This is a genomic window from Sphingobacterium sp. UBA6320, from assembly GCF_002440335.1.
Taxonomy (GTDB): Bacteria; Bacteroidota; Bacteroidia; order Sphingobacteriales; family Sphingobacteriaceae; genus Sphingobacterium.
Map to the genome: position 1 here is coordinate 75,519 of NZ_DJTA01000031.1, position 24,152 is coordinate 99,670.

Genomic DNA, 24,152 nt, shown 5'->3' on the forward strand with positions numbered 1-24,152 from the left:
ACGGCTTTTATTTTGGGTGTATCTGAATATTGATGTTATAAAACCGCTTTACTTTGAGGCTGATCTTCTCAGGCCGATATAAATTATAATTTTATAATTCCCTTTTCAATCATTTCCAGCATTACTGGTGAAGCATTTTTAAATGTAGGCATTTGTTCAGTAAGGCTTCCTGCATTTTTTTTATTGACTTTAAACGTTAAATCCATTTCTGTCGTAAAAAGCAAAGCCGTTGTAAAAGGATTTTTAATATAAGAACTTAAAACTGTCAAAGCTTCATCAACCGAGTGGAAGTGCTCTATTTCTTCAGTTTTGTATTTTAAAGTTAAAGCAAAGTTATATCCTCCGGTATCTAAAATATGAAGTCGCACATAAATATTTTTAAGTTCAGTATCACCCATCGTTTTGGCCAAAGTAAGTTTTGCAAAAGTTCCTTGGTTGATACTTGATATTATTTGGTCATAAAATTCAACAAAAACAGTCTGATATGGCATTTTAATATAGTTTGAACTGCAAAATTACACTAAGTAGTTGACAAGTACCTTCTTTTTTTACAAAAAGAGATTGAATACCCCCCAGCTACATATAAATAGTCCAGATGATAGCATATAATAAGACTCAAGGACATCCTCTCTTTTCTACAGCAATCTTATACATTGATTATAAAATTCTCAAATATCGAGCTGGCACTTGTTCTGTGAGCCATACCCCATTTTCTGATAAATAGAAAGTATACCCATCCTGTGCCATTTGTTGTGCTAAGACCGTTATTATAACTGGTTTTCCATGTCTTTGCCCAACTTTTAAAGCCGTTTCCTTTTCTTTACTAAGATGCACGTGTTGACGATTAAGTTTCTCAATCCCGGTTTCCAGAATGGAGGGGACAAATTGTTGTGCTGTACCATGATAAAGCACCAAAGGTGGAGTTTGAGTTTCTAATGCAAGATCAATAGGTACAGAATGACCTTGATTTGCTCTAATCTTTTGAAAGGAAGGGTCAAAAATAAATCTTTTTTTAGGATTTGTATCAACAATCTGTTTTAAGGTGTTAAAATCTAATTCATTATTGTGTTTATTTATTTTTTCAATCAGGTCTGTTGTATCTGCCCAGCCCTGTTCATCTAGGGTGATACCTATTGTCTCAGGCCGGTGACGAAGAACTAAACTTAAAAATTTGCTTATATGTTTATATTTGTCAGTCATTTTTTATAAATTCTTAAGAAGTTAAAATTGATTGGCTTTATCTTTTTACAGGGAAACGGATATTATATGGAGTATGATTACTGTTAGGTAAATTGATTCTCGCCTTCGTAATTTAAAATGAGTTTTCTTTTTTTTAAAGCACGAGCAGATACCCAAGCACCCATAGACAGTAAATTGAGTGAAATAATAATAGCAAATGACATCATCATTGATGTTTTTGTCTTTTAAAAATATAGTTTTTCTAAGAAATTGAAGCTAAAATAAAAAGATATTTTCGATTTCTGATAGATAAAATAAAGATCGTATTTGAAAACCGATATGTGAGCCTACAAGCTCATCATTAAAAATCAAAAGGGCCTAATTTTCATTAGACCCCTTATCCTGACGTTTAATTGTACAGTAATCTATTATGTTTCTTATTGTTTCCTCTTTTTTGTTTCATTATCCAAGGCATTTTACATGCATATTTGGATTTTTTTACTGTACCACGTCGTTTATGTTTTATGCTTCCAAAAGCATATTTATTATCTTTAGTATGATAAGAACACCTGTTATTTAAAAAAGTTCAAAAATATGACTGGATTTTTTTAAATTACTCGCAAATAACATAAATTTTGAAACCATCAATTTTACAAATCAGTCAATTGCTAACAGATCGATTGACACTGATTCCATATACTATACCTATATGTACGCATATATTAAATCAAGAATTTGATTTTTTAAAGAAGATGAATCTGAGAAAAGGTAGAGGTTGGCCTGATGATGATGTGCTGGAAACTTTACCAAAAATAATCAACAATCTTTCCGAAATTGGAGCACCCACAGGATTCGAATCGTGGATGATTATTAAAAATGAAACATTGGAAATAATTGGCGATATTGGTTTTAAGGGATTTAATCAAAAAGAACAACTTATAGATCTCGGATATGGGATTATACTTGGAGAACGAAGACAGGGATATGCTGAGGAAGCCGCAAAAGTTCTTATAGGATGGGCTTTTAAACAAAGCAACGTAAAAGAAATTACGGCACAATGTCTTATTGGCAATGTAAGTTCAATCCATCTTCTGCAAAAGTTAAATTTTAAGCAAATCAAGAGAGAAAATTGTTTTTTGTTCTGGTCGCTTCCATCAAGTAATCAAATCGTCACAGGTAGAGGCCAAACATTTAATTAGCCGTTACCAGCAAATACCGATAGTTATATTTGATATAAAGCTTTGTTTTTTTGTGGCAGTCAATTAGTCTCTTGTGGCACTGGTACAAAAATAGATTCTATTTATTAGCCGGTGATATTATATGCGGGTTGACAAATTATTTAAATACAGTGTGTTACGGCTATTCAGGCTGTTACTGGAAAATATCGCAAGTGACGCGCTTATTTTTTGACTCTTCTGTATATTTTTTACTTTCTGCGCTTAGCATTTATAATATTGCGAACACAAAAACTTTTAGTTTTCATATTTGTTTTACACAGATCAGATATTATTTATATTTTTAATCTCATAATCTGTTATAGAGATAGAGCATGGCAAAACAAATTAAGGCGTTAAAGTGTCCACATTGTGGTAGTGTTAAGAAGCAAAATATTAAAGAAGACCATTATATCTGTAACAATTGCGGTACCGAGTATTTTCTTGATAATGATGATATCAATGTCAATGTAAAACATGAATACGGAAAATCTAATGGTCTTGATCCAAAAGCAAAAAAATATCTTCTATTAGCTGTAGCAGGAGTTTTGTTTTTTGTCGTTTTTTCTAACCTCATCAGAAACTGTGGAAACAATAGTGGCAGATCTTTCAAATCCGTTGATTCCGATGATTCACCAAAGAAAAAAGAATATGTAGATCGGGTGAAAGAGTATTTAGCTTTTACAGCATATAATACCAAAAGTCCAATGTTGCTCTTTATTATCACCCGCAGCAAGGACGGCTATACGAGAGAAGGAGCCGAATATTTTGCCCGATTTTATGATCCATTAAAGGAAAAAACAATCAATGATATTCCGCTTGCAGGTTGGAAAGATGATTATTATATCCGAAGTCGTGTTTTCAGCGATGGTAACTACTACATCTGTGCCGATAAGAGTAATAAGGTCTATAAAATTGATCCAGCAAAAAATGAAGTAGTTGATATGACCAATACTTTTTTTGCTGACGTACCTGAGTTCTCTTCAGGTATCGCAACCTTAAAATTTACACAAGATCGAGAAGGTGACGGTTTTAATATCATGACCAATGATGGGAAAGAATATTACTATTATCCATTGGTCAGAAAGATTTACAAGGATCATTCTGAAAGACGTGAAGCGGGAACAGGACTTTCCAGTTTATTATCAGGCGCAAGCACATCTATATATTATACTTTTTCCGAAAAAAGTAGAGATTATCCAGAAGAAAAAATTCAGCTAATTAAATACTGGTATAAAAATAATCCAGGTTATCCCATTATGCTACCTTATAGTCATCAGGTAAGCTGGCAGAAGGTGTATCAATATCCTAAGAAATCGGGTGTTTATTATGGATCGTTTCCATTTACGAAGAAATTGGTAATAGAGCCACGGATTATAAAATTTATTGATCTCACCCCTGGCCGTCTATATTTCAAAGCCAATATCGCTTATCAAGATAGCATAAATTTGTATATCACAGGACTCCCAGATGCTAATCCAGAAGGCAAAACATTCATCCAGAAGATAGATACAGAAACCGGGAAAATTATTTGGAGCTATATGCCAAACAGTGATAATTATTCTATAGAGAGTGAGATGTATGGTTATGATGAGGGACTAGTCTTTAGCTATTATGACCGAGCAACCAGTGGAAGCACCAATCGAATTATCATTATAGCAAATGATGGTACAGTACTAAAAGACATGGAGAGAGATGAAATTTTTAAAAGATAATATATGGGACTATTTAATTTTTTCAAGAAGCAAATTGCTACAGTCATAGCATGGCAACCTCAGGATCATAATTTGTTGGTGTGGAGGTATAAAGCTGCTACTGACGAAATTAAAAATGCAAGTAAATTGATTATTTCGCCAGGGCAAGGATGTGTTTTGGTGTATGAAGGCAAGATTACAGATGTAATCGATCAAGAGGGAGTCTACAATATCCGTACAGATAATCATCCGTTTATTACTTCACTGCTCAAAGTTGCTCAACTGTTTGAAAGTGAGCACAAAATGGGGCTTTATTATTATCGAAAAGCAGAAGTGGTGAATCAGGGATGGGGAACATCATCACCTATCAAGTATTTTGATGAATATTACAAAATTCCGATCCAGCTCTCTGCTTATGGTAATTTCTCTTATCGCATCAACGATGCAGCGAAATTTTTCACAGACTATGTCGGTACACAAGATATCTATAAGGTAGAGACTTTTCGCGATGTAGTACAATCTCGTATTATACAAGTCTTAACTTCTTATTTTGCGAAGGAAAAATTACCTTTTATCGATATTGATGCCCAAATCGATCGTTTGTCGCGAGATATCAAAGAGTGGCTGATACAGGATTTGGAAGCATTTGGTATTCAACTCAATGATTTTAGGATCGAAGGAAATTCTTTTGACCAAGATACACAAGATCGTATTGGCAAGATTGCAGATATAACAGCAGATAGCTTTGCCGCATCAGAAGGTGGTCTCAGCTACGTAGAATTGGAAAAACTACGCGCTTTGCGTGATGCAGCAAATAATGAGGGCGGCTTAGCAGGTGCAGGAGTTGGACTAGGCGCAGGAATGAGTCTTGGAAAAGTATTTAGTAATTCCATTGATGAAGTTACGCAGCCGAAGATCGGTGCAGATCCCATAGAGCAATTGCGGAAACTAAAACTCTTACTCGATGAAAATATTATTTCGCAGGAAGAATTTGATCAGAAGAAAAAAGAGTATCTAAATAAATTTTAATCGATGAAGCATTTTATTACATTTCTATTCGTAGCCTCTCTACTCATTTTGGGATTTATTGCATTGAATTACATTTGGCATTGGATTCCGATAGATTACACGGGACTTGTAAAAGTGTTTATATCCGTCCTAGTCCTCATTTTTATTGGTACAGGACTTGCGATGGTCATTAGTGCAGCGTATGGTCGAAAAGACAATCAACAGGACGTAGGAAAAAAAGATTAATATTTTCAACCACCAAATCTCTGGAAAGAAATGACGATGGTTTGCTAGAAAATAATCTATCAAATCATAGATATATGACGCTGCACAGGTGTGGTATCATTTCATTTGTACTACTCTATAAAATAAAATATCCAAAAAGCTGCTTAATCTTTATTGGTATATCTTATTGATCATACGATCGCGCTGCGTTATTTGTTAGAAAATGCTTACTGTAGTTTTCAATTTTTGCAATGCATAGACCCCTTAATTTATAATTGATTCTTAAGAATCCACCTGATGGATCCCCTCGATACCAAGATATAATGACCGTATATTTTTTTATTTTAATAGTAGTTACTAAAAGTCTCAAACAAATTCCACTTCAATTTTGTTTTCCTATTGAAATATAGCCATAAATATAGATCACATCATACGGATAATACGAATATTTTTAATGAGCCACTTGAAAATGATTTTTATATGAACAATGCTCATCCATTTGGAAGTGCATTTAAAAATAAAATTTAAAGAAATTAAATTGCTAAAATTTACAATTATGAGAAAATTATTTTTACAAATAAGCTCCATCGTGCTTATCTTTTCCAGTTGCGCAACCAATAGTATGATTACTGGATCTTGGCGTGATCAATCTATTGATCTTAAGAAATACAGTAGGATATTTGTTGCTGTTATGACAGATAATGTACCTGCGCGACAAAAAGTGGAAGATGAAATTGCTTCATCTTTAAAATCATTAGGGTTAACAACTGTTAAAAGTATCGATGTGTTTCCTCCCAATCTTACAAATATGGGACCCAAACGTTCTGATTTTGCTATGCAAAAAGTTGCTGCGACCAATAGTGATGCTATATTGACTATTGCTTTGATAGATTCCAAGTCAGAATCTAAATATGTTCCGAATGTATCAGTTTACCCTGTAAATTCTTTTGGATACTATAGAACATTTGGTGGTTATTATGATTTTTGGTATGGCAATCTTTATAATAATGGGTATTATACCACAGAGAATACTTACTATATTGAAACAAATCTATATGATGCGAGTTCAGGAAAGCTCGTTTGGTCGACCCAGTCCGAAAGTTACAATCCAGGCTCTTTGGATAGTTTTGTATCAGGTTACAAAAAAGCAATGACTAAACAGTTAAAGAAAGATAATTTAATTACTGATTAGGGTATAACTTATATGAGCGGAAGTAAATGGATCGTGATCACTTCCGCTTCTAAATGAATAAAATCGATATACCGATGCTGAAGTAAACGGACATCGTACTGCCTTGTGCTCAGAAATCAAATAATGAATTAAAAGTATATATTTCCCCCAATTATAAATTGTTTTCCATTATAACTCGGGATAAACATATAGTTCGTTTTATCGTTCTTCTTTTTTCGATCCAGTAGCGGCAATAACCAATAGGCAATTTTTGTACTCAATATACCAATTCCTGCACCCATAGCCACATCAGATAACCAGTGTTTATTATTGTACATCCGAAAGAAACCGGTGCCCGTTGCGACAGCATATCCAGCTACTCCATACCACAGTGATCTATCCCTATATTCTTGCCAGAGTAATTCAGCTCCAACAAAAGCAGTTGCAGTATGTCCCGATGGAAAAGAGTTGTTAGCTGAGCTATCTGGCCGCCATACAGTTCCTGTATTTTTAATACTAAGGACAGTAAAGGTCATAATTGCATTGGACACTGCTGCAGTAAAGAGGCGTTGTTTCACAGTGTGTTTTGCTTTTATACCAAACGCATCTAATGCAAATATACTTGCAGTACCAAGATATTGACTAAAATCATCGACTGAAAATTTACGGTCAATATTTTCCCTTAATTCATTTCTGATATCTTGATTTTGACTAATTAGAAAATGACTTTCTAATGCTATTATTCCATAAGTCATCAATCCCGCTGGGACAAGCAACTGTGTATAAGGAATACGTTTCAGTAGAGCAGGTCTTTTCTCAGTGCTATCAATAGGTGATGATGTAATGTGTTGCCCATGACTTATCTGAGGCAATCCCATCAAATATCCCAGTAACAATAGATAAGCATATTTAAATCTCATTATAGAGTCAATTTATATTCCTGGTCATATTAAATATAAAGATATTAAAATGAAACATATTATTTTTCTTAAAGCTCCTTAATACTGTAATTATCAAGCCTTATTGTTAACTTTTTGGGTTAACCTACAGTCTATAGAGTAAAAATAGTACTTTTCATATTCTTAACATTATTTTTAAAGTGATGATTTTGAAATTATTATCAATTTAGTGAAAGTATGTGTTTTCTCATACAGGCCTCACAACTTCAACTACCTAGTTTTTCCTCATTCACCAAATTTTTGTTCGTGCTAGTCTAGTTACCATCGGGTAGGGATGATTACACCCTACTTTTGAATCAACAATTGCCGAAAAGCAGGTAGTATTTCGCTTATTTTCCAAATGCTTTGATACGTGGACGATCAATTTTTATTCGATTGGCGATGATTAGTTATTGCATAATTGTTGAAATTCAGTTTTTTTAGTTTCCAAACCGATAGCTCAATGACAATAGCACTTTTCTATTATCAGGAAAATCTGAATAAAATACTTTTAAGTTTCCATATTCACTCACTAACTGTGGATTAGCATTTCTGAGTAAACCATTTGCGGTCAGTTTGATCATACCACGTTCTCCAAACATTTTCTTTTCTCCAGCCAAATCCAGGCCATACCTCTTATCAGTCCGTGATGGTCCTGTTGTAATTCCCGATCGATAGTAAACCGCTATTTCGGCTCGCAATCCATACTTAAATTGCAATGTATGACGGCTATTGGCTGTCCAGCTGGATCCTTTTGAATCTAGGTTGATCGTTCCAATTGCACCAGAATAGTTGTTGTAAAATGCATTAAAATAATGACTTGCTGTCCACCATGTACGTAATGTCTGATTGTACATGACACTTGCACTATAGTTTAGGTAACGTCCGATATTCTCTGGCCTAGATAAATTTTCTCCAACTTGATCACCTTGACGAACAATCCAGTTGATCATGTCGCGCCCGTAGGAAATGCCCACTGTGGTGAATAATTTGTTTTTGTAGCCATGACCGATCTCACTGATGTAACTCTTCTCCGGTTTTAGGTCTGGATTTCCTTCGTTGTAACTATAAGCATCTTCATAGATCCGAAATACATTGATGTCGTGATCGCCCGGTCTTTCAATTCGGCTACTGAATGATGTTCTTATGGTATTCTTCTCATTCAGGTGGTACAACAGTGATCCACTCGGAAACAGATCGAAATAACGTTGTTCATTTTTTTTGTTCAAGGTGACCTGGTTGGCATCTATAAATGTATATTCTCCACGGAGGCCCGCTTGATATTCTATTTTCTTGAATTTACCAGAATAGATGGCGTATAGGGCTTCAATGTGTTGCGTATATTGAAAACGATTTGAAGTGGCATCATCGCGTATCCATGAGCCCTTATCCAGTAGGGTATTGACCACATCGTTATTGATGAAAAAGTAAGTCCCTTTCCAGCCAACTTCAAGTTTACTCGAATCAGTTAATGGTTTACTGTAATCAAGTCTTCCGGAATATGTGGTATTACTTAAGTCCTGTAAATTGGTCCTTCCGATAGCGTTTTTTGTACCAGTTAGTAAATTGGACTGTTCGGTCTCAAAGCGATTGTTATAATCATTACCGTGAGGAGCGAAGTCAAAGTTGAATTTTAAAAAGTGGTCCTCACCTTCGTATTTGTTGACGTAATTAATATTAAATGTCCAGTTCTTGAAAGACTCGTCGAAATGATTCTTGCTCAGCGCGCGTTTGGTGTAGATATTGGCAGGATGGTTCCAGGTATCCATCTCGATCGACGCATAGGGTTTATAATTACCCCTCATCCAGTGTACACTTCCATCAAGGATTCCGCCATCTGAAAATTCATATTTTGCACCTGCTCTCAAGCTATGGAAATTAGCGTCTTCAAGTTTCTTGCTTTCGTGCTGCCGTTGAAAGGAGGTCAAATTTCCCTGATTAAAAAAGCTTCTTTCGGTCAAATTATGGCTGTTGCTTCGGTCATAACTCTTATTGCCCTGAACGTACATATCGAGGCCATTGACCTTATAATGTAGACCACCTCCAAAGCCACCATAAAATGCTCGCCCTTGTCCAGCTCGGACAAAAGCATCACCACCAAAGCCTAACTTTGTATTTCGCTTGGTCACGATATTAATAATCCCCGCTGTTCCCGATGCATCTTCTCGGGCCGAAGGATTGCTGATCAACTCCAATTTTGAAACTTCGGATGCCTGTAGTCCACGCAGGATACTCGCAAGTTGTTCTCCGGATACATACATATCACGGCCATTGATACGCACAGTTGCACCCGCACGGCCCTGGATTGAAAAATTGCCTTTGCCATCGGATACTAAGCCAGGTGTTTTTTCAAGGAGCTCTAGGACATTATTTCCTTCAGCCAATACACTTCCTTCGACATCAACAACCATCTTGTCGGCATACTGCCGTACACTGGCTTGCCTTCCGATCACTTGGACGGTTTCCATCCTATGTTCGACCGGCTGTAAAAATACGGGTACTATTGTTTGATCAGCTCCAGATAGTTTGTACACTTTGCTTTGTACCGTCGTATAGCCAACCAAACTGTAACGAATCACATAATCGCCATCCTGGGTCGCAAGCAATTGAAATGATCCATCCTTGGCCGCATCTGCCTGCATGATTAATGCCGAATCGGGTAAACGTAAAAGACTTGCTGTAGCTCCTTTAATTGAATGTCCATCTTTGTCAAATATTTTTCCAGACACCTTCGTCTGTGCTACAAGTCCTATGGTAGCACTTGAAAGCAGAACCGTTAATAATGTAGATTTCTTCATAAATAGTATCTCTTGTTCTTTCTAAAGAAAGAACCCTCTTAAGCATAAATTAAATAGTGATGATTAGGAAGCCTATGTGTTTGTGGTTTTTGGCCGAAAACGGATCGACGTTTTTCTAATCGTTGCATCTGCTTCCGTATTTTGAACCTGCATAGCGTCATGGGCAACTGTTCCTTTTAAAGGTTTATTACGCCTTTTTTTCTTATCCCATTTCCGGTTGTACCAGATTGTAAAACCTGTTATGGGTAAGCAACCAGCGATGAAGGTCAGAATGAATGCCAGCACTTTGGTGGGAAATCCCCAGATGGAACCCACATGAATATCATAATTGAGTCTTCTGAATTTTTCGCCTGCATGAAGCTCATAAAAATCCTTATTAAATAGCGAAATATTGTTCGGCAAAAATGCACCAGTATACTGGTCGAACGAATAATAGCGGTTGTTGTACTGCCGATCCATATCGTTTCGAATATATACGGAAATCGTAGCATCTTTTTTTACGCTATCCGGATAGGTGATTGTCAAGTAATGTGGATCTTTATATTGCGTAAGTATAGTTCGGATTTCTCGATCAAAAGCTTTTGGAAAGTGCGCCAATTGATCGATCTTAGTTGAATCGGAATGTACAGATGTTCGTTCGGCCAAAGGCTTTCCCCAGTTTGTAGACCAATATAGTGCTCTATTGAACCATTCTATACCATAGTACATCCCTGTTACAGCCAGCAACAGAACCAAAAGGAAAGAATAAAAACCAACTACATTATGGAGATCCAAGTTGACTCTTTTCCAGCCGGCCTTCCACTTGATAAGGAAGCTTTTCTCACGTGTGGATTTTGTCCATTTTTTTGGGTACCACCATATTAATCCTGTGATTAACGTGATACTGAATATGAGCGTCGCATAATTGACAATTGGACGTCCAATATCTCTCGGCAGCCAGAGAAATCGGTGTCCACTGAGTGTCCAAGCAAAAAAGCTGTTTAATTTTTTTCTTAACTGTGCTTCTTCCGAATTATCCTCCGTTTGCAGGCCTAAGTATTTACCTGTGTAGGGGTGTAATAAGTGCACCTGCGGTTGTGTTTTTTCAGTATCGTCTTTGTCTTTTACATGAAGGGTAAAGGAGACGGGGTGATCTCTTGTGTAGCTAATACTCCGTACAACAGCTTTTGGATAGATTGAGTCGGCAAGACTTATAATGCGCGATGGTGCAATCAGCGATTGACTGGAAGCAAGGATATATTGTCTTTCTTTTTTCGGAATGGCGAGATCTGTAATTTCATGATTGAAAACCCAGAGGCAAGCCATCAAACAGATGACAAAGACAATAATTCCTGAAATTAATCCCAGCCAAAGGTGGAGCCAGTTATTGACCAATCGAAATATCGACGTATTTTTCTTCTTTCTTACAGCCATCCTCAATTTATTTTACAGCAAAGCTCATCGAACTCGATCGGCTGTACTCTTCAAAATCCTGTCCTGTTACTTTTTCTCTTTTAGAGACTTCAGCATAATATTTGCCTTTCCATTCGGGAGTAAATTTGACTTGACCTTGCTCATCTGTTTCCAGCCATTTCATCCAGCCACTCGGTGCAATGATTTGAACCGCGGTATTGGATGCTGGCTTGCCTTTTTGGAATAAAGTCAGAGCGACTTCTTTTTTATTTTTAAACGAAGTTTGGTCTGCGAAGACAAATAATTCATTATCAAGGTGCGTTTCAGTATTGCCAATGGTGGAAGTTCCGACTTGAATGGTTGCTATTGCATTGATTTGATATTGTGTTTTAGCGCCTTCCTTCCTTTCGGTATCTCTTTTTAGAGAAACATGATAGACGCCCTCTTGATCGGGAATGAATGAAGCCAAAAGGTGATCATCCTGTGCGGTAGCGGTTAAAGACGAGGTGCTGCCATCCGGTTTAATCAGTGTCAATGTAATTTCCATACCATCTTTGTACCACCACCATTTGGAGACGACTTCATGTTCATCAGGTTCGCCATAGACTACTTTTATAGCGTGGGATTTTCCCTGAATACCCTTTAGTGAGGTTTCAATAAATACCGCATGTGCCGAAGTCGATAGAACGATAAAAAAGGAGAGGATTGTGAATACTAATTTTTTCATATGGTTTAACTTTCAGGTTTTTGAATAGAGAAATACCGAGCGGGAATGTCATACCTCCTCGGTATTTCTTAAAAGTTGTTTAATTTTATTTAAGTTTATTCAGGTGATAAACTTGTGTAATTCCCGGGTCGATCTCGGCGCCACGTTTTACGGAATTATTAGCCGGATCGTATTCATATACAAACCATTTTGATTCATCAGTTTTGAATACATCGTACAGTTTACCATTTTCCATAAAATTCATTGTTGTTTTTGATTCACCGCCACCAACTAGAATTCTTAGATCCGCAATAACTTTTTTGTTGGAAGGATCTATAACGTATGGACTGATATAAACTTTACCGTTTCCTAATTTTTGTACCTGTGCAGTATTGTTTTTGAATACGTTGTAATCTTTTAAATCGAAGAAATAAGTTGGATCGAAGGCTGTCTCGCCCGATTTAATACGTAAAAGAGAATAGGTCGCCGCATTGGTTTTTTTAGTTACGATATACAGGTCGTTATTATCATCTGTGAAAGACAGTGTTTGGACCTCCCAGTGCCCAGCGGTAAAGCCACCGCGTCCATCTTTTATAATTTTACCATTAGCCAGACTTGGATAATCGCAAACATACATATATGCTGTATCGATGATATCCTGACGTGTCTCATTACTTCTATATTTGTGACCAACAAATAATTTGTCACCTCTTTGCGTGAAGCTTGTCGGTACGATATAGGGATTATGATCTTTTACATCAGGAGTTTTAGGATTAAATTTGATCATTGGTATTTCGACACCAACTGTCTTATTGATCGTCATGTTGTTGATGTTCATAAAGTAGATCGGTTGTTCCAATACATTTTTCTCTTTATTGGTAACACCAGCGGTCTTAGTCATGACCATTTCATCTTTTGTACTGATATCTTTTAGGACTTTTCCTAAATAAAAATTTCCAGGGAAGGCATAGTTATTGGTCTCTCTCCAGGATTTGTTATTTAGGATTTCAAATTGACTAAACCTTGTGCCATCATTAGATATATAGTATTTCCCTTCATAGGCATAGGCGTAAATAGCATAAAAAGATGCGGGAAGGTGAGACGTAATATCGATTCCTTGATTGTTGTTGGGAGTCAATAGCGTATCTTTCATCAAATTGTCTGCAGTGAGCAGGTAGGAAGAGCCTGATGCGGTCGTCACCCATACACTATATAAACTAGTTGAAGCAGGTGTTGGATTCTCTGGGTTGGTGGGGTCAGATGATTTCTTGCAAGAAGAAAATAATACTGTCGCAGCGAATATTGCGATGGCGAATTTGTTGATGTTCATAAAAAATATGTATTTATTGTTTTTACATGATTGATAATCTCAGCTTGACGTAAAATGCACGTCCAGGCCTTTGGAGGCGAAAATTGTCGTATGCTCTTTCATCTGTCAGGTTTCTCGCTTCAAAGGATACATTGTATTTATTACGGTCCCAAGCATAGCTAAGTACTGCGGAATGAATATTTTGAGACGGAATATGAGCTTTGGATTCAAGAGAACCGAGATATGCTTCTGTTAAGTAAAACCAGTGGGAGTATTGATGTAAATAGGATAATTGTATTGTGCTTCCTTTTTGAAACCAGTTATTCTGGATAAGGCTTACATCTGCATTTCCATAGATCCATGGTCGATTGGCAAGTTGGTGGCCATAATTTAGGCTGACCTGTTGATTGCCGGAATCGTCTGTGTATTTTGCATTGTCGATGGCTTTATCGTAAGAGCCATTTAGCGTAATAGCAAAAAGATCCTTAAATCCATATTTCACTTCAGCTTCGAAGCCATATAGCTTGACTCCTGCAACGTTGTAATATTGGAAATAGTCGTTTCCATTCTGTGTAACGGCGCGGGTGTTAATATAATGATCTGCTAATCTGTAGAAACCCGTTACATCTACATTGATAAAATGATCCTGGTTGATGAAAGTATTGTAGTAAAATCCGATGTTGATATTATCGCTGCGTTCAGGTTTTAAATCCCAATTGGACGTAATATTTTGGCCATCGCCAAAAAGGCCCGTCATGGATGGTAAGTTGTATGCTCTTTCATACGACAGCTTCCATCCACCATCTTTCGTGATTCTATATCTTGAGGCAATGCTCATACTGTAGTAGTTGCCTCGTTTTTTTTGATGAATGATGTCTCCACTTAACAACTCGTTATTAGCATCAAATTTTCGTTCATCAATATCTTTGGATGCATCTAATTGATAATATTTTACCGCTAAAACATTTGATAAGCGTTTATCAAGCCATTGGTTTTGCCATGATAATCCTAGAATATGTCTTCCCAAATAGGATGGTAATCCAGATCGGTCATAGTTTCCTATTCTATCATATTCTTTTTGGTTGTTGCTGTTAAAGTTATAGTTGAAGTTTAAACTTTGATTACGAGCTTCATCAAAATCGTAGTTTAAATTGACCCGCGCTAAGTAGTTCGATAAGTTATACTTTGTATCTTTCTGCGGGTTGGGCGTTGTACCGATTTGATTAGATATCCAACTTCCAGACCAGTCGTAATTGTACAATGCGGTATCTCTTACATATCGAGTGTCGTAACTATAACTTGTGAAAACGTCGGCGTAAAGACGGTTTACAATGAAATTGCTCTTTTTGTAACTTAGAGTCGGCATCAGGTAATTGCTCTCAGACCAAGCTCCACCAAACACCTTATTTATGGAAGCTCCAAGTTGATTTTCTTTATGATTTTGCGAATATGTTAACCCTGCATAGAATTGATCAGCCCATGATACCTCTCTAAAACCAACCTCTAATTGTCCCATCGCAGAAGTGTAAGCATCGTTAAATCGCTTGACTTTGGGCACGGGAACAAACTTATTGTCGACAGTCTTTTCTAAAATAACATGATACTTTTCTTCTGTATACATGTTATAATCATTGTCAGAATGATTGTAAAATGCATTCATCCGGAGTGATAGTTTGTTTTTGGGATTGGTAAATGTACCCACTAGTGCGGCTTGATGGGTATGGAATGAGCCAAGCGAATAACTGAGGTCCAAATAGGGTCTTGCGCGACGTTTGGTAATAATATTGACTGCACCGCCTAGGGCATCAGAACCTAAAAATGCAGGTACAACACCCTTATAGACTTCAACACGGTCTATAAGATTGACAGGGATATTATTTAAAGACATGGATGTGCCAAAGTTCTCCATAGGAACACCATCGATATAAATTTTTGCATCTAGTCCATTGATCCGAAAAATAAAATTGGAGCCCAATCCACCATCTTCACGTATCGTAACCCCCGTGGCTCTTTTCAGTACTTGGGTTAAATTGGCGGCTTCATTGGCATGCTTATTCATATCAATGACGCTTACATTGAATCCTGAACGCTTTATTGCTGCTACTTGATGCTCATTTTCAGTTTTTCCACGTGCAGATACAGTGACTTCATCTATATAATTCTGATCTTGCTTGAGCTGAAAGTCCTGAATAAACAAGTCTCGTATTGCTCTCTCTTCGGGGCTATATCCAACAGCGGTTACGCGTATTATAGCATCATTGGATACAGTTGTGTGTAATTTATAATATCCGTCTACATCTGAGGAGGTACCTGTGCGTTGATCTTTAAGAAGTATGGATGCTCCTGCGATCGGTTTTCCAAAGTTATCTTTGACAAAACCTGAAATAGCATTCTTTTTGGAGGTCTGTGCCTGTATAGATACAGTAAAAATGAATAACAGTACAAAAGTAGATGTTGACTTCAACATTTTATTTAGATTAAGTATATATAAGAGGGTTGCCTATACTTATCAATTACCGAATGTTGATATTGTATATTTTTTAAAAAAATATACAAATGGTTGATTATGAGTTTTGTTATTTTAACAAAATAATGGGTAATTACTTCAAATAATCCATGCGGACGGTAAAGTTTGTTGAATTGGGAAGTTTGAGACCTTTGGAAATTTCTTTCGTCTGGAGGTTGTATTTCCAAACACGATGTTCGTCATTTGAATCGTCTATGGTTATATACACGTATTTTTTGTCCGTCCAGACATTTTCTTTCTGTGTGCCTTTATCCAACGGAAGAGGGATTTTTTCAATAGAACCTGATTTTAAATCGACTAACCTATATTCAAACTGATAAACAGCATGAAAATTAGAGAAATCGGTATACAGTTTCTTTTGTTCATTACGGATAATAGCTTTTCCATTGCCGACATACCATATTCCATAAGCGTGATTTCCAATTGTTTTAGAAATATTGATCATATAGTCTTGGTCGACTAGCTGTTGCCCCTTTTTCTTTCTAAAGATAGCTGTTGGTAACTTGGGGTTATTTCCTAATGCTATACCAGGGTTAGTCATAAAATAATAATCACCATGTTCGTCTTTAAAACTATAGGATTGTATGATATTGAAGCCTCCAGGATAAGTTGAACGTGTTTCTTTCTGAATATTTACAAGTTTAAAGCTTTCATATTTTATGTTTGCGTAATAGGTTGTATCGGAGGTTGTATGGCCGTATTTTCCAGTAGGTTTAAAAAAGGAGTAGGCTAACCATAGATTGTCATTCTCAATATCGACAAGACCGATGTGTAGTGCCTTGTATTCTTCTGTAGCAAAAGGTAAGACAATTGTATCTTCCTTGATGATTTTCATAGTGGCAACATCGATTTGATAAATGCGCGCTTGGGATATTTTCTCCGCGAGATCTTCCCTGCAAACGGCGATTAGATTGGTACTATCTTTCCATGCTATGGTTTCAAAATCACTGTTCCGAAGCGGTAGGCTGTCGATAATAATTAAGGATGAACCTTGCAATTGCTGTTTTGTAAATACACTCGTTCGACTTGATAACCGATAAAAGAAACCGTTTTTATAAATATATTCTCTCTCTTGTATCCGTGAGGTAGACAGTGGAATTTGAAAAGTAGGTCTTTTGCTGTCATCTAAATTTTCAGAGAACAAAAAGCTCGTTGGGCTTTCATCTTTGTTGAATAGGCAAAAAACAAAATTGGGATCTATATTTTTTTCAGGAACTTGTTTACACGAGAAAATGAAAGTTACAAGGGAAAACAACACTAAAAATCGCTTCATGGTTGTCTATTAAATGTTTTGAAACTGTTCTCTGATTTTAATTTGCATATTGGACGGTAAAAAAGCCAGATCACTTTTTTGAAATGCAACTATTTTTCCAAAATCAGGAGAATCGGATACGAAATACTCTCTTCCTGCTTTAAACACCAACATATTATGATTACTATCCAAAAGCTCGAAATCTCTCTTGGGTTTTAAGATAAAGTCTCCAGAGAAGATAAGTTTTTTATTGACTAGATCAATGTTAGCAATACTATTTTTACTTAACTGAACATCGTAGTGATCTTCCGTAAAGAGCTTACTATTTTCAGCCGATCTATTTGTAAAAGTGTGATTATCCAAAATAGGATGGGAAAAATATAAAATAGAAAAACCGAGGATAAAAATGACAGCCGCTGCTGCACAAATTTTACGCCAATTTATTTTCCGGGTTTCGGCACCTTCTGCTGTGATCTTATCCCATATGGTAGATCCGATATCTTCGTTTACATCACTGCTTTCCCCGATACTATCCCAGGAATTATTACTCAACCATTTTTCGACTAAATGCTTGTCAGCCTCAGTACATTTACCTGAAGCATATTTTTTTAGTATATGTGGGTTGATTTTCATTTCTTATTAATCCGATTAATCCGAGTACATTCAAAAGTACAAAAAAGAAATTAATAGAAATCTAGCAATATTGATATTGCAATACTTTTTAAGTCTGAACTTAATAGCAGCTAATGCTTTGCTGATATGATATTCGACTGCTCTTTCTGAAATTAATAAGTTTGTTGCTATTTCTTTATTGGTCAGTCCTTCTTCGCGACTTAGTTTATAGACATTTTTGCATTGTCTTGGCAATGAATCAACCGCATCATCCACGTGATTTTTTAGTTCTTTGTAATCAATGTTATGATCTTCGTACAATTCTGTTTTACTATTTGAGATCAATTCATGATGCCGCTCCTTGTTGCCTTTATTTCTTAGAAATTCTAGCGATTTTAATTTTACCGAACGCAAAAGATAGTGTTGTGCATCTTGCAATTGCAGGTATTGCCTTCTTTCCCAAAGTGATTTAAAGACCTCTTGAACAATTTCTTTGGCATCATCTTCGTCCCCAACGCTTTTGAGCGCAAACGAATACATTCTCTTCCAATATAATTGGAAAAACTCTTCAAATTGTTTTTTGCTGATCGCTATTTTATGTATGGAGGTTTTCAAAGCATTCAAATATACGTTCTATTTAGACTTATTACAAATAGAAAGCTTTATAAGATGCAAATTCTGCTTATCACGATACTGTTTATTCACCCAAAGGATTGAGTTATTAATCTGTTTATAGAAAATAATTGAAATAGTTCTTAAGGATATCAATTTCTGAAAGTATTCTACGACCAATTGAATCGACTATGTAAATCATAACTGAAAATTGCCTTATGAGTATTATTTTTTCAAAAATTCCATCAAGCAGTGTATACCACCATAATTCTAATAAATCCCTTGTTTAAAGCTTTGCTACGACTTAATATGCTTTATAAATCAATACTTCACACTTAGTTATACACAGATAATTGCCAAATATCTATAGTTGAAAATAATTTGCAAATAGTAGTCATTTTTAAACATCAAAAGGGCCTAATTTTCATTAGACCCTTTATCTCAACGTATAACAGTACAGTAGTTTCTTTGTTTCTAATCGTTTCCTCTTTTTTGTTTCGTCATCCAACTGGTTTTGACGCAATCGGATTTATTTACTGTACGACGTCATTTTATCATTTTACCCTTTCTTGCTGAAAGTATGTTTGTGATCGCTTTGTACAATTAGAACACCCGCTAGCTAAAATAGTTCAAAAAAGTTTAAATAATTTTACATATTTTATTCCTTCATTCACTGATTTTTTTGTGTAATTCTAATTGCCATAGTGTATAGACGATATATACACCCTACTTTTGAATCAATAATTGCTGCAAAGCAGGTAGCAGGGTTTGAGTTGAAGGATGAAGGGCTCATGTCATTAGGAACAGAAAAACTAGCACAATCATAAAATAAAGATATTATGAACACTTAGCAAAAACACTTACTGTAACAGCCTTGATCACAGTTTCAATATGCACTATTGTAGTAGGTAAACCATCAGGAGACAACTCCAAGAATGGAACAGTAAACTTATCCGCATCAGATCTAGCCATAGATCGTTAAGTTGCTGTGATGACCGTGTGGCAGTTGGTAGGAGTAGAGCAACTGTTTACATCCGACTTCAACCAAAAAGTACATGCATTGAACGATAAGACTAACAGCCGTCTAGAAGTTATCTGTTTATTGAAAAAGCAAAAAAGGGGAGCAGTTAAATTTAAAACAAATACCGCCCTCGTACAGACAACAGCTGATAATATAATCGCCAATTAACCATAGAGTTTGACGAATTTACCAAAATAGATCTCATTGCTTTAGTCAATGATGGTGGTAACTGGAAAGTATCTCTATCAATTAAATCATATAAGCAACTTACTGTCTACTCATATGTTTAGTATAAGCTAAATCGTGAGATATGGCTTTTTTGTTTAATACTTATTTACTAATTTCAGATTAATATGTTGCTTATCAATGATGTATGTTAGTGATTTTTTTTATTGAGTAAAAAATACTCAGAAAAATTGTGTAAATAAAAAATAATGCCCATATTTGTTGAGTAAAATATACTCAACAAATACAAAAGAGTTATGATTGTACTTAACAACCACACTATAATCACAGAACAGTTTCCCAACAAGGAAACCAAAATCAAAGATTTTGATTCTTATATCTTAGAAGGTAATTTGCTTGAATTCACTTACCAAGAGGACGGTGATCTGATTAAACTTCTTTTTGTTAAGAAAAGGCTTGATCAGGATCAGGTTAACTGTAAGCTCGTGATCAACTATATGCCTTATAGCCGTATGGACCGTAAGATTGATGGTGATCTGTTCACCCTTCAGTATATCTGTGCGTTTATCAACGACCTTAACTTTGAAAAGGTTTATGTTATTGAACCGCACTCGGCCAAAACCATTGAACTATTGCACAATAGCGAGGCCATCTACCCAGCACTTGATTGGTTACCAATGATTATGGATCAGATGCAGTTTACAGATCAAGACCGAATTGTTTTTCCGGACAAAGGAGCAGCTGCACGGTATGAAAATGCGGGGTATGCTAAAAGTTGCATATTTGACAAGACACGTCATCCACAGACCGGACGTATTGAAAATATGCTTCTTAAACGGGGAGATATACCCCAAGGGGCGAAGTGCATTATCGTAGATGATCTTTGTTCGGCAGGCGGAACCTTCCTCTGGGCAGGACAGATCCTAAAACAAATGGGTGCTAGTGAAGTATATCTTCTCGTTACGCACTGTGAACCACGTGTATTATCAGGTAAATTGCTTAATCAAGATTCACCTATAAATAAAGTCTACACTAGCACATCAATGATGCGTGAAACGCATTCCAAAATAGAGTACATCACCATTAATCTAGAAAACTATGTTTAATCCGATCAGCAAAAATCCTATCCTTTGGACAGACGGTTACAAGTTATGTCACAAAGATCAATATCCTGCCAAGACCAATTGGGTATATGAAACTTGGACACCCCGCATGTCACGTATAGCTGGTATTAGCCATGTTGTATTTTTCGGATTACAGGGAGCATTAGCAGAAATGACCCATGCCTTTGATCAGTATTTTTTCAGTCAGCCATTAGAGGTAGTAGTGGCCGAATACGAAGAAGCTATCCAGCATGTTTTTGCACATACCAATGCTCATTTTGCATCCACTCACAGCTCATCTCACATCAGCGCACTGCATCAACTAGGTTATCTGCCCATTAAACTCAAAGCTATAAAAGAGGGAAGTTTAGTTCCGATAGGTGTACCCATGTTTACAATCGAAAATACACATCCTGACTTCTTTTGGTTACCCGGTTATTTAGAGACCCAGCTTTCAGCCTATATCTGGTCACCCATGACAGCAGCTACCATTGCAGATCGTTACAAAAGATTGTTGAACAGCTATGCCGAGAAAACTGGAGATGTTCAAAAAGTGCAGACCCAAGCAGGTGATTTCTCTATGAGGGGAATGGGTTCTCCAGAGACCGCGTATCGTACATCAGGAGGACATCTATTAAGCTTTTCGGTATCTGCTACCCTTTCTGTGCGAGACTATCTCAAATCGTATTATGCAGCAGGCAATGATATTATGATGTATACACCATCTACGGAGCATAGTGTAATGTGTTCATATGGCGAGCACGAACTTGAAGCATTTCGCCATCTGATCACCGAAGTATACCCAAGTGGTAATATTTCAATAGTATCCGATACCTATGACCTTTGGAATGTCGTAGACCAAGTTCTGCCACAGCTGAAAGAGCTGATCCTCTCCCGAGATGGAAAAGTGGTGATTCGTCCAGACAGTGGAGATCCTATTCATATTATCTGCGGGGATCAGGATTCTGACCGTGACACCGTTCAAAAAGGAATTGTTGAACGGTTGTTTGAAATCTTTGGCGGTACCGTCAATGCAAAAGGTTACAAAGAGCTAGATCCACATATTGGTGTAGTTTATGGTGATTCCATTACTGTCGATCGTGCAGAAAAGATCTGCAGTGGACTGATGGAAAAAGGTTTTGCTTCCACCAATACTGCTTTAGGAATTGGGTCGTACACCTACCAGTATGTGACACGTGATACATTCGGTTTCGCATTAAAAGGAACAGCAGAAGAAGTAGACGGACACTTTAAAGCCATTCAAAAACGTCCAGCGACCGATACCGGAAACTTCAAAAAATCACAAAAAGGTATCGTAGCAGTGGTATTTGAAGACCAGGATTATCGGTTGATTGATGATCTAACCCCAGAGACAGTAACAGCATTAAAGCATCGAAACCTCTTGAAAGATTTTTATATTGACGGTGAATTCGTTTTCACCAATACATTTGAAGATATCAGAAATTTATTAAAACTAGAATCAAATCGCGTATATGGAAACTAAACTACAGAAGCCATTCGTTATCAATGATGACAATGTCGCACATTATGCAACTAAAATTGCAACATGGATTGCGCAACAGGTCACTACGGCCAAACGTAAAGGAGTAGTGCTGGGTATGAGCGGCGGGATAGACTGTAGCGTTGTCGCCTGCCTTTGCTATTTGGCTAAAGTCGATACACATTTGGTCATGATGCCCTATGGCAATGATATGACCAGTAGCAGAAGTTCACAGCATGCATTAGAACTGATTCAAAAGTTCAATTTTGCACATCATACTTTTGATATCCAGCCAGCAGTAGCTGCCCTGACCATTACTAATGTGACTTTCTTGGCACAAGCTGGAACTGTCAATCAAGCCCTGAGCCAAGCCAATATACGTCCACGTGTCCGAATGACCTACCTCTATCAGTTAGCACAGCTGGGTAGTCGATTTGTGATCGGTACAGGTAATATGGCCGAGCGTACAGTAGGTTATTTTACCAAATGGGGCGACGGTGCAGCAGACCTTAATCCATTGGGCATGCTCACTAAACAAGAAGTATATACTTTAGCCGCATATCTCGGGGTACCCGATTCTATTATTGACAAGAAACCATCAGCAGGGCTTTGGGAAGGGCAGACCGACGAGGATGAGCTAGGTATGACATACGCCCAAATAGATGCATTTATATTAACAGGGACATCCGGAGATGAAAGTATCGATAGATTAATTAATCAACGTATAGCCCTATCCGCTCATAAGTTTGCCGCAGTTCCAATTTTTAATGATTAATATTTTAGTATTATGAATACCACCTATCAACACATTATCGATGTCAACCATATCGCTTCTTACGAAAGTATAGAAGACATAAATAATATGCTAACCCTTGGCCAATCCGAAAATATCAAACCCGCATCGCAGGATCAGAAACGCAATCTGCTATTGGCTATCGACGTGCAGAACGATTTTATGGAAGGTATTGGGAGTCTTGCTGTTCAGGGTTCCAGAGCAGATGTACAGCGCCTCACACAATGGATGTATCGTAATATAGGATCATTGACTCAGGTTATCTGTAGTCTGGACTGCCACTCCATGATGCAGATTTTTCATCCTGTCTGGTGGGTAGATCATGAGGGTAATCATCCCGAACCATTTACCATCATTACTTACGATGATGTTATTCAGGGTGTCTGGTCTGCAGCCCATGGGGGCAACGAACGCTCTTTAGAATATCTGAAGAATTTGGAAAATGATCACAAGAAAAAGCTTTGTATATGGCCATATCATTGTTTAGAAGGAACAGCAGGAGCAAAGCTCGAGAGTCAGTTTACCAAAATGCTTTACTTTCATGCGGCAGCCCGTAGCTCACCACCACAATTGATTTATAAGGGACAAAACCCCTACACCGAGATGTATGGTATCATCAAAGCCGAATACGATCCTGATCACTATATCAACTATGAAGTGCTCAATGCCGTGAGTCAGTTTGATGCCATCTATATGGCAGGTCAGGCTTCCAGTCATTGCGTATTGGCTTCTGTTACCCAGATTTTAGAGCACTTTGCTGACCATAGGGAGATCACCTCACGCATTACTTTACTGGAAGACTGTATGTCACCTATAGCTGGATATGAAGAGAGTACAAGGCAACAGTTTGAAGTACTTCAGGAGCGATATGGTATCCACATTCGTAAATCAACTGACATCATTTTATAGTT

The 24,152-nt window shown here is 36.9% G+C and carries 22 protein-coding genes; 10 read left to right on the forward strand and 12 right to left on the reverse strand.

All coding sequences use genetic code 11. From position 1 onward, the window contains the following. Positions 1–83: 83 nt before the first annotated feature. On the reverse strand, positions 84–491 hold the full coding sequence (locus tag B3P23_RS20240; RefSeq protein ID WP_045752888.1) for a hypothetical protein: 408 nt from the start codon (positions 489–491) through the stop codon (positions 84–86). Positions 492–657: 166 nt separating this feature from the next. After that, positions 658–1,200 carry an RNA 2'-phosphotransferase gene (locus B3P23_RS20245; RefSeq protein ID WP_293929072.1) on the reverse strand — a complete coding sequence of 181 codons (543 nt, stop codon included), beginning with the start codon at positions 1,198–1,200 and terminating at the stop codon, positions 658–660. Between the two features lie 614 nt (positions 1,201–1,814). Here B3P23_RS20245 and B3P23_RS20250 point away from each other — a divergent pair. From B3P23_RS20250 to B3P23_RS20270, 5 genes are all read left to right on the forward strand, one after another. Continuing rightward, the gene (locus tag B3P23_RS20250) at positions 1,815–2,378 is read left to right on the forward strand and encodes a GNAT family N-acetyltransferase (RefSeq protein WP_293929074.1); all 564 of its coding nucleotides are present in this window, start codon (positions 1,815–1,817) and stop codon (positions 2,376–2,378) included. A gap of 350 nt (positions 2,379–2,728) precedes the next feature. After that, positions 2,729–4,108: a hypothetical protein gene (locus tag B3P23_RS20255; protein ID WP_293929076.1), complete on the forward strand. Its 1,380-nt coding sequence runs from the start codon at positions 2,729–2,731 to the stop codon at positions 4,106–4,108. 3 nt (positions 4,109–4,111) lie between these two features. Next, positions 4,112–5,116 carry an SPFH domain-containing protein gene (locus B3P23_RS20260; RefSeq protein ID WP_293929078.1) on the forward strand — a complete coding sequence of 335 codons (1,005 nt, stop codon included), beginning with the start codon at positions 4,112–4,114 and terminating at the stop codon, positions 5,114–5,116. Positions 5,117–5,119: 3 nt separating this feature from the next. Continuing rightward, positions 5,120–5,341, forward strand: a complete 222-nt coding sequence (locus B3P23_RS20265; RefSeq protein ID WP_293929080.1) for a hypothetical protein — start codon at positions 5,120–5,122, stop codon at positions 5,339–5,341. Between the two features lie 535 nt (positions 5,342–5,876). Continuing rightward, a complete protein-coding gene (locus B3P23_RS20270; protein WP_293929082.1) occupies positions 5,877–6,512 on the forward strand; it encodes a hypothetical protein in 636 nt (211 codons plus the stop codon). Positions 6,513–6,640: 128 nt separating this feature from the next. On the opposite strand, the gene B3P23_RS20275 is transcribed toward B3P23_RS20270, so the two are convergent. From B3P23_RS20275 to B3P23_RS20320, 10 genes are all read right to left on the reverse strand, one after another. Beyond that, entirely contained in the window at positions 6,641–7,411 is a 771-nt protein-coding gene (locus B3P23_RS20275) for a phosphatase PAP2 family protein (RefSeq protein ID WP_293929084.1), read from the reverse strand. Between the two features lie 458 nt (positions 7,412–7,869). Further along, positions 7,870–10,227 (reverse strand): outer membrane beta-barrel family protein, encoded by a 2,358-nt coding sequence (locus tag B3P23_RS20280; protein ID WP_293929086.1) that lies wholly within the window; start codon positions 10,225–10,227, stop codon positions 7,870–7,872. Between the two features lie 72 nt (positions 10,228–10,299). Further along, positions 10,300–11,640, reverse strand: coding sequence for a PepSY-associated TM helix domain-containing protein (locus B3P23_RS20285; RefSeq protein WP_293929088.1), 1,341 nt, complete (start codon positions 11,638–11,640; stop codon positions 10,300–10,302). 7 nt (positions 11,641–11,647) lie between these two features. After that, complete coding sequence (locus B3P23_RS20290) at positions 11,648–12,346, reverse strand: DUF4198 domain-containing protein (protein ID WP_293929090.1); 699 nt, start codon at positions 12,344–12,346, stop codon at positions 11,648–11,650. An 85-nt stretch (positions 12,347–12,431) separates the two neighbouring features. Further along, on the reverse strand, positions 12,432–13,655 hold the full coding sequence (locus B3P23_RS20295) for a hypothetical protein (RefSeq protein ID WP_293929092.1): 1,224 nt from the start codon (positions 13,653–13,655) through the stop codon (positions 12,432–12,434). Between the two features lie 22 nt (positions 13,656–13,677). Continuing rightward, positions 13,678–16,101: a TonB-dependent receptor gene (locus B3P23_RS20300; RefSeq protein ID WP_293929094.1), complete on the reverse strand. Its 2,424-nt coding sequence runs from the start codon at positions 16,099–16,101 to the stop codon at positions 13,678–13,680. Positions 16,102–16,234: 133 nt separating this feature from the next. Then, positions 16,235–17,434 (reverse strand): hypothetical protein, encoded by a 1,200-nt coding sequence (locus B3P23_RS20305; protein ID WP_293929096.1) that lies wholly within the window; start codon positions 17,432–17,434, stop codon positions 16,235–16,237. A gap of 9 nt (positions 17,435–17,443) precedes the next feature. Beyond that, positions 17,444–18,046, reverse strand: a complete 603-nt coding sequence (locus B3P23_RS20310; protein ID WP_293929098.1) for a hypothetical protein — start codon at positions 18,044–18,046, stop codon at positions 17,444–17,446. Between the two features lie 30 nt (positions 18,047–18,076). After that, positions 18,077–18,640 carry an RNA polymerase sigma-70 factor gene (locus tag B3P23_RS20315; RefSeq protein WP_293929100.1) on the reverse strand — a complete coding sequence of 188 codons (564 nt, stop codon included), beginning with the start codon at positions 18,638–18,640 and terminating at the stop codon, positions 18,077–18,079. Positions 18,641–19,474: 834 nt separating this feature from the next. Continuing rightward, a complete protein-coding gene (locus tag B3P23_RS20320) occupies positions 19,475–19,609 on the reverse strand; it encodes a hypothetical protein (protein ID WP_293929102.1) in 135 nt (44 codons plus the stop codon). Positions 19,610–19,628: 19 nt separating this feature from the next. Here B3P23_RS20320 and B3P23_RS20325 point away from each other — a divergent pair, with 19 nt between their 5' ends. The 5 genes from B3P23_RS20325 to B3P23_RS20345 all read left to right on the forward strand — a co-directional run bounded on the left by B3P23_RS20325 (position 19,629) and on the right by B3P23_RS20345 (position 24,150). Further along, entirely contained in the window at positions 19,629–19,826 is a 198-nt protein-coding gene (locus B3P23_RS20325; RefSeq protein ID WP_293929104.1) for a hypothetical protein, read from the forward strand. Positions 19,827–20,140: 314 nt separating this feature from the next. Continuing rightward, positions 20,141–20,950, forward strand: a complete 810-nt coding sequence (locus B3P23_RS20330; RefSeq protein WP_293929106.1) for a hypothetical protein — start codon at positions 20,141–20,143, stop codon at positions 20,948–20,950. After that, complete coding sequence (locus B3P23_RS20335) at positions 20,943–22,451, forward strand: nicotinate phosphoribosyltransferase (RefSeq protein ID WP_293929108.1); 1,509 nt, start codon at positions 20,943–20,945, stop codon at positions 22,449–22,451. Before B3P23_RS20330 ends, B3P23_RS20335 begins: the two co-directional genes overlap by 8 nt. Then, complete coding sequence (gene nadE, locus B3P23_RS20340; protein WP_293929110.1) at positions 22,441–23,223, forward strand: NAD(+) synthase; 783 nt, start codon at positions 22,441–22,443, stop codon at positions 23,221–23,223. Before B3P23_RS20335 ends, nadE begins: the two co-directional genes overlap by 11 nt. A 12-nt stretch (positions 23,224–23,235) precedes the next feature. Next, on the forward strand, positions 23,236–24,150 hold the full coding sequence (locus tag B3P23_RS20345) for a hypothetical protein (RefSeq protein ID WP_094772650.1): 915 nt from the start codon (positions 23,236–23,238) through the stop codon (positions 24,148–24,150). The last annotated feature ends 2 nt before the right edge of the window (positions 24,151–24,152 follow it).

Coding starts and splice junctions, on each gene's coding strand:
- B3P23_RS20280 (WP_293929086.1), bottom strand. CDS start 10,227: ATGAAGAAATCTACATTATTAACGGTTCTGCTTTCAAGTGCTACCATA.
- B3P23_RS20305 (WP_293929096.1), bottom strand. CDS start 17,434: ATGAAGCGATTTTTAGTGTTGTTTTCCCTTGTAACTTTCATTTTCTCG.
- B3P23_RS20275 (WP_293929084.1), bottom strand. CDS start 7,411: ATGAGATTTAAATATGCTTATCTATTGTTACTGGGATATTTGATGGGA.
- B3P23_RS20260 (WP_293929078.1), top strand. CDS start 4,112: ATGGGACTATTTAATTTTTTCAAGAAGCAAATTGCTACAGTCATAGCA.
- nadE (WP_293929110.1), top strand. CDS start 22,441: ATGGAAACTAAACTACAGAAGCCATTCGTTATCAATGATGACAATGTC.
- B3P23_RS20295 (WP_293929092.1), bottom strand. CDS start 13,655: ATGAACATCAACAAATTCGCCATCGCAATATTCGCTGCGACAGTATTA.
- B3P23_RS20330 (WP_293929106.1), top strand. CDS start 20,141: ATGATTGTACTTAACAACCACACTATAATCACAGAACAGTTTCCCAAC.
- B3P23_RS20270 (WP_293929082.1), top strand. CDS start 5,877: ATGAGAAAATTATTTTTACAAATAAGCTCCATCGTGCTTATCTTTTCC.
- B3P23_RS20345 (WP_094772650.1), top strand. CDS start 23,236: ATGAATACCACCTATCAACACATTATCGATGTCAACCATATCGCTTCT.
- B3P23_RS20240 (WP_045752888.1), bottom strand. CDS start 491: ATGCCATATCAGACTGTTTTTGTTGAATTTTATGACCAAATAATATCA.
- B3P23_RS20310 (WP_293929098.1), bottom strand. CDS start 18,046: ATGAAAATCAACCCACATATACTAAAAAAATATGCTTCAGGTAAATGT.
- B3P23_RS20325 (WP_293929104.1), top strand. CDS start 19,629: ATGACCGTGTGGCAGTTGGTAGGAGTAGAGCAACTGTTTACATCCGAC.
- B3P23_RS20285 (WP_293929088.1), bottom strand. CDS start 11,640: ATGGCTGTAAGAAAGAAGAAAAATACGTCGATATTTCGATTGGTCAAT.
- B3P23_RS20255 (WP_293929076.1), top strand. CDS start 2,729: ATGGCAAAACAAATTAAGGCGTTAAAGTGTCCACATTGTGGTAGTGTT.
- B3P23_RS20320 (WP_293929102.1), bottom strand. CDS start 19,609: ATGGCTAGATCTGATGCGGATAAGTTTACTGTTCCATTCTTGGAGTTG.
- B3P23_RS20265 (WP_293929080.1), top strand. CDS start 5,120: ATGAAGCATTTTATTACATTTCTATTCGTAGCCTCTCTACTCATTTTG.
- B3P23_RS20290 (WP_293929090.1), bottom strand. CDS start 12,346: ATGAAAAAATTAGTATTCACAATCCTCTCCTTTTTTATCGTTCTATCG.
- B3P23_RS20300 (WP_293929094.1), bottom strand. CDS start 16,101: ATGTTGAAGTCAACATCTACTTTTGTACTGTTATTCATTTTTACTGTA.
- B3P23_RS20245 (WP_293929072.1), bottom strand. CDS start 1,200: ATGACTGACAAATATAAACATATAAGCAAATTTTTAAGTTTAGTTCTT.
- B3P23_RS20335 (WP_293929108.1), top strand. CDS start 20,943: ATGTTTAATCCGATCAGCAAAAATCCTATCCTTTGGACAGACGGTTAC.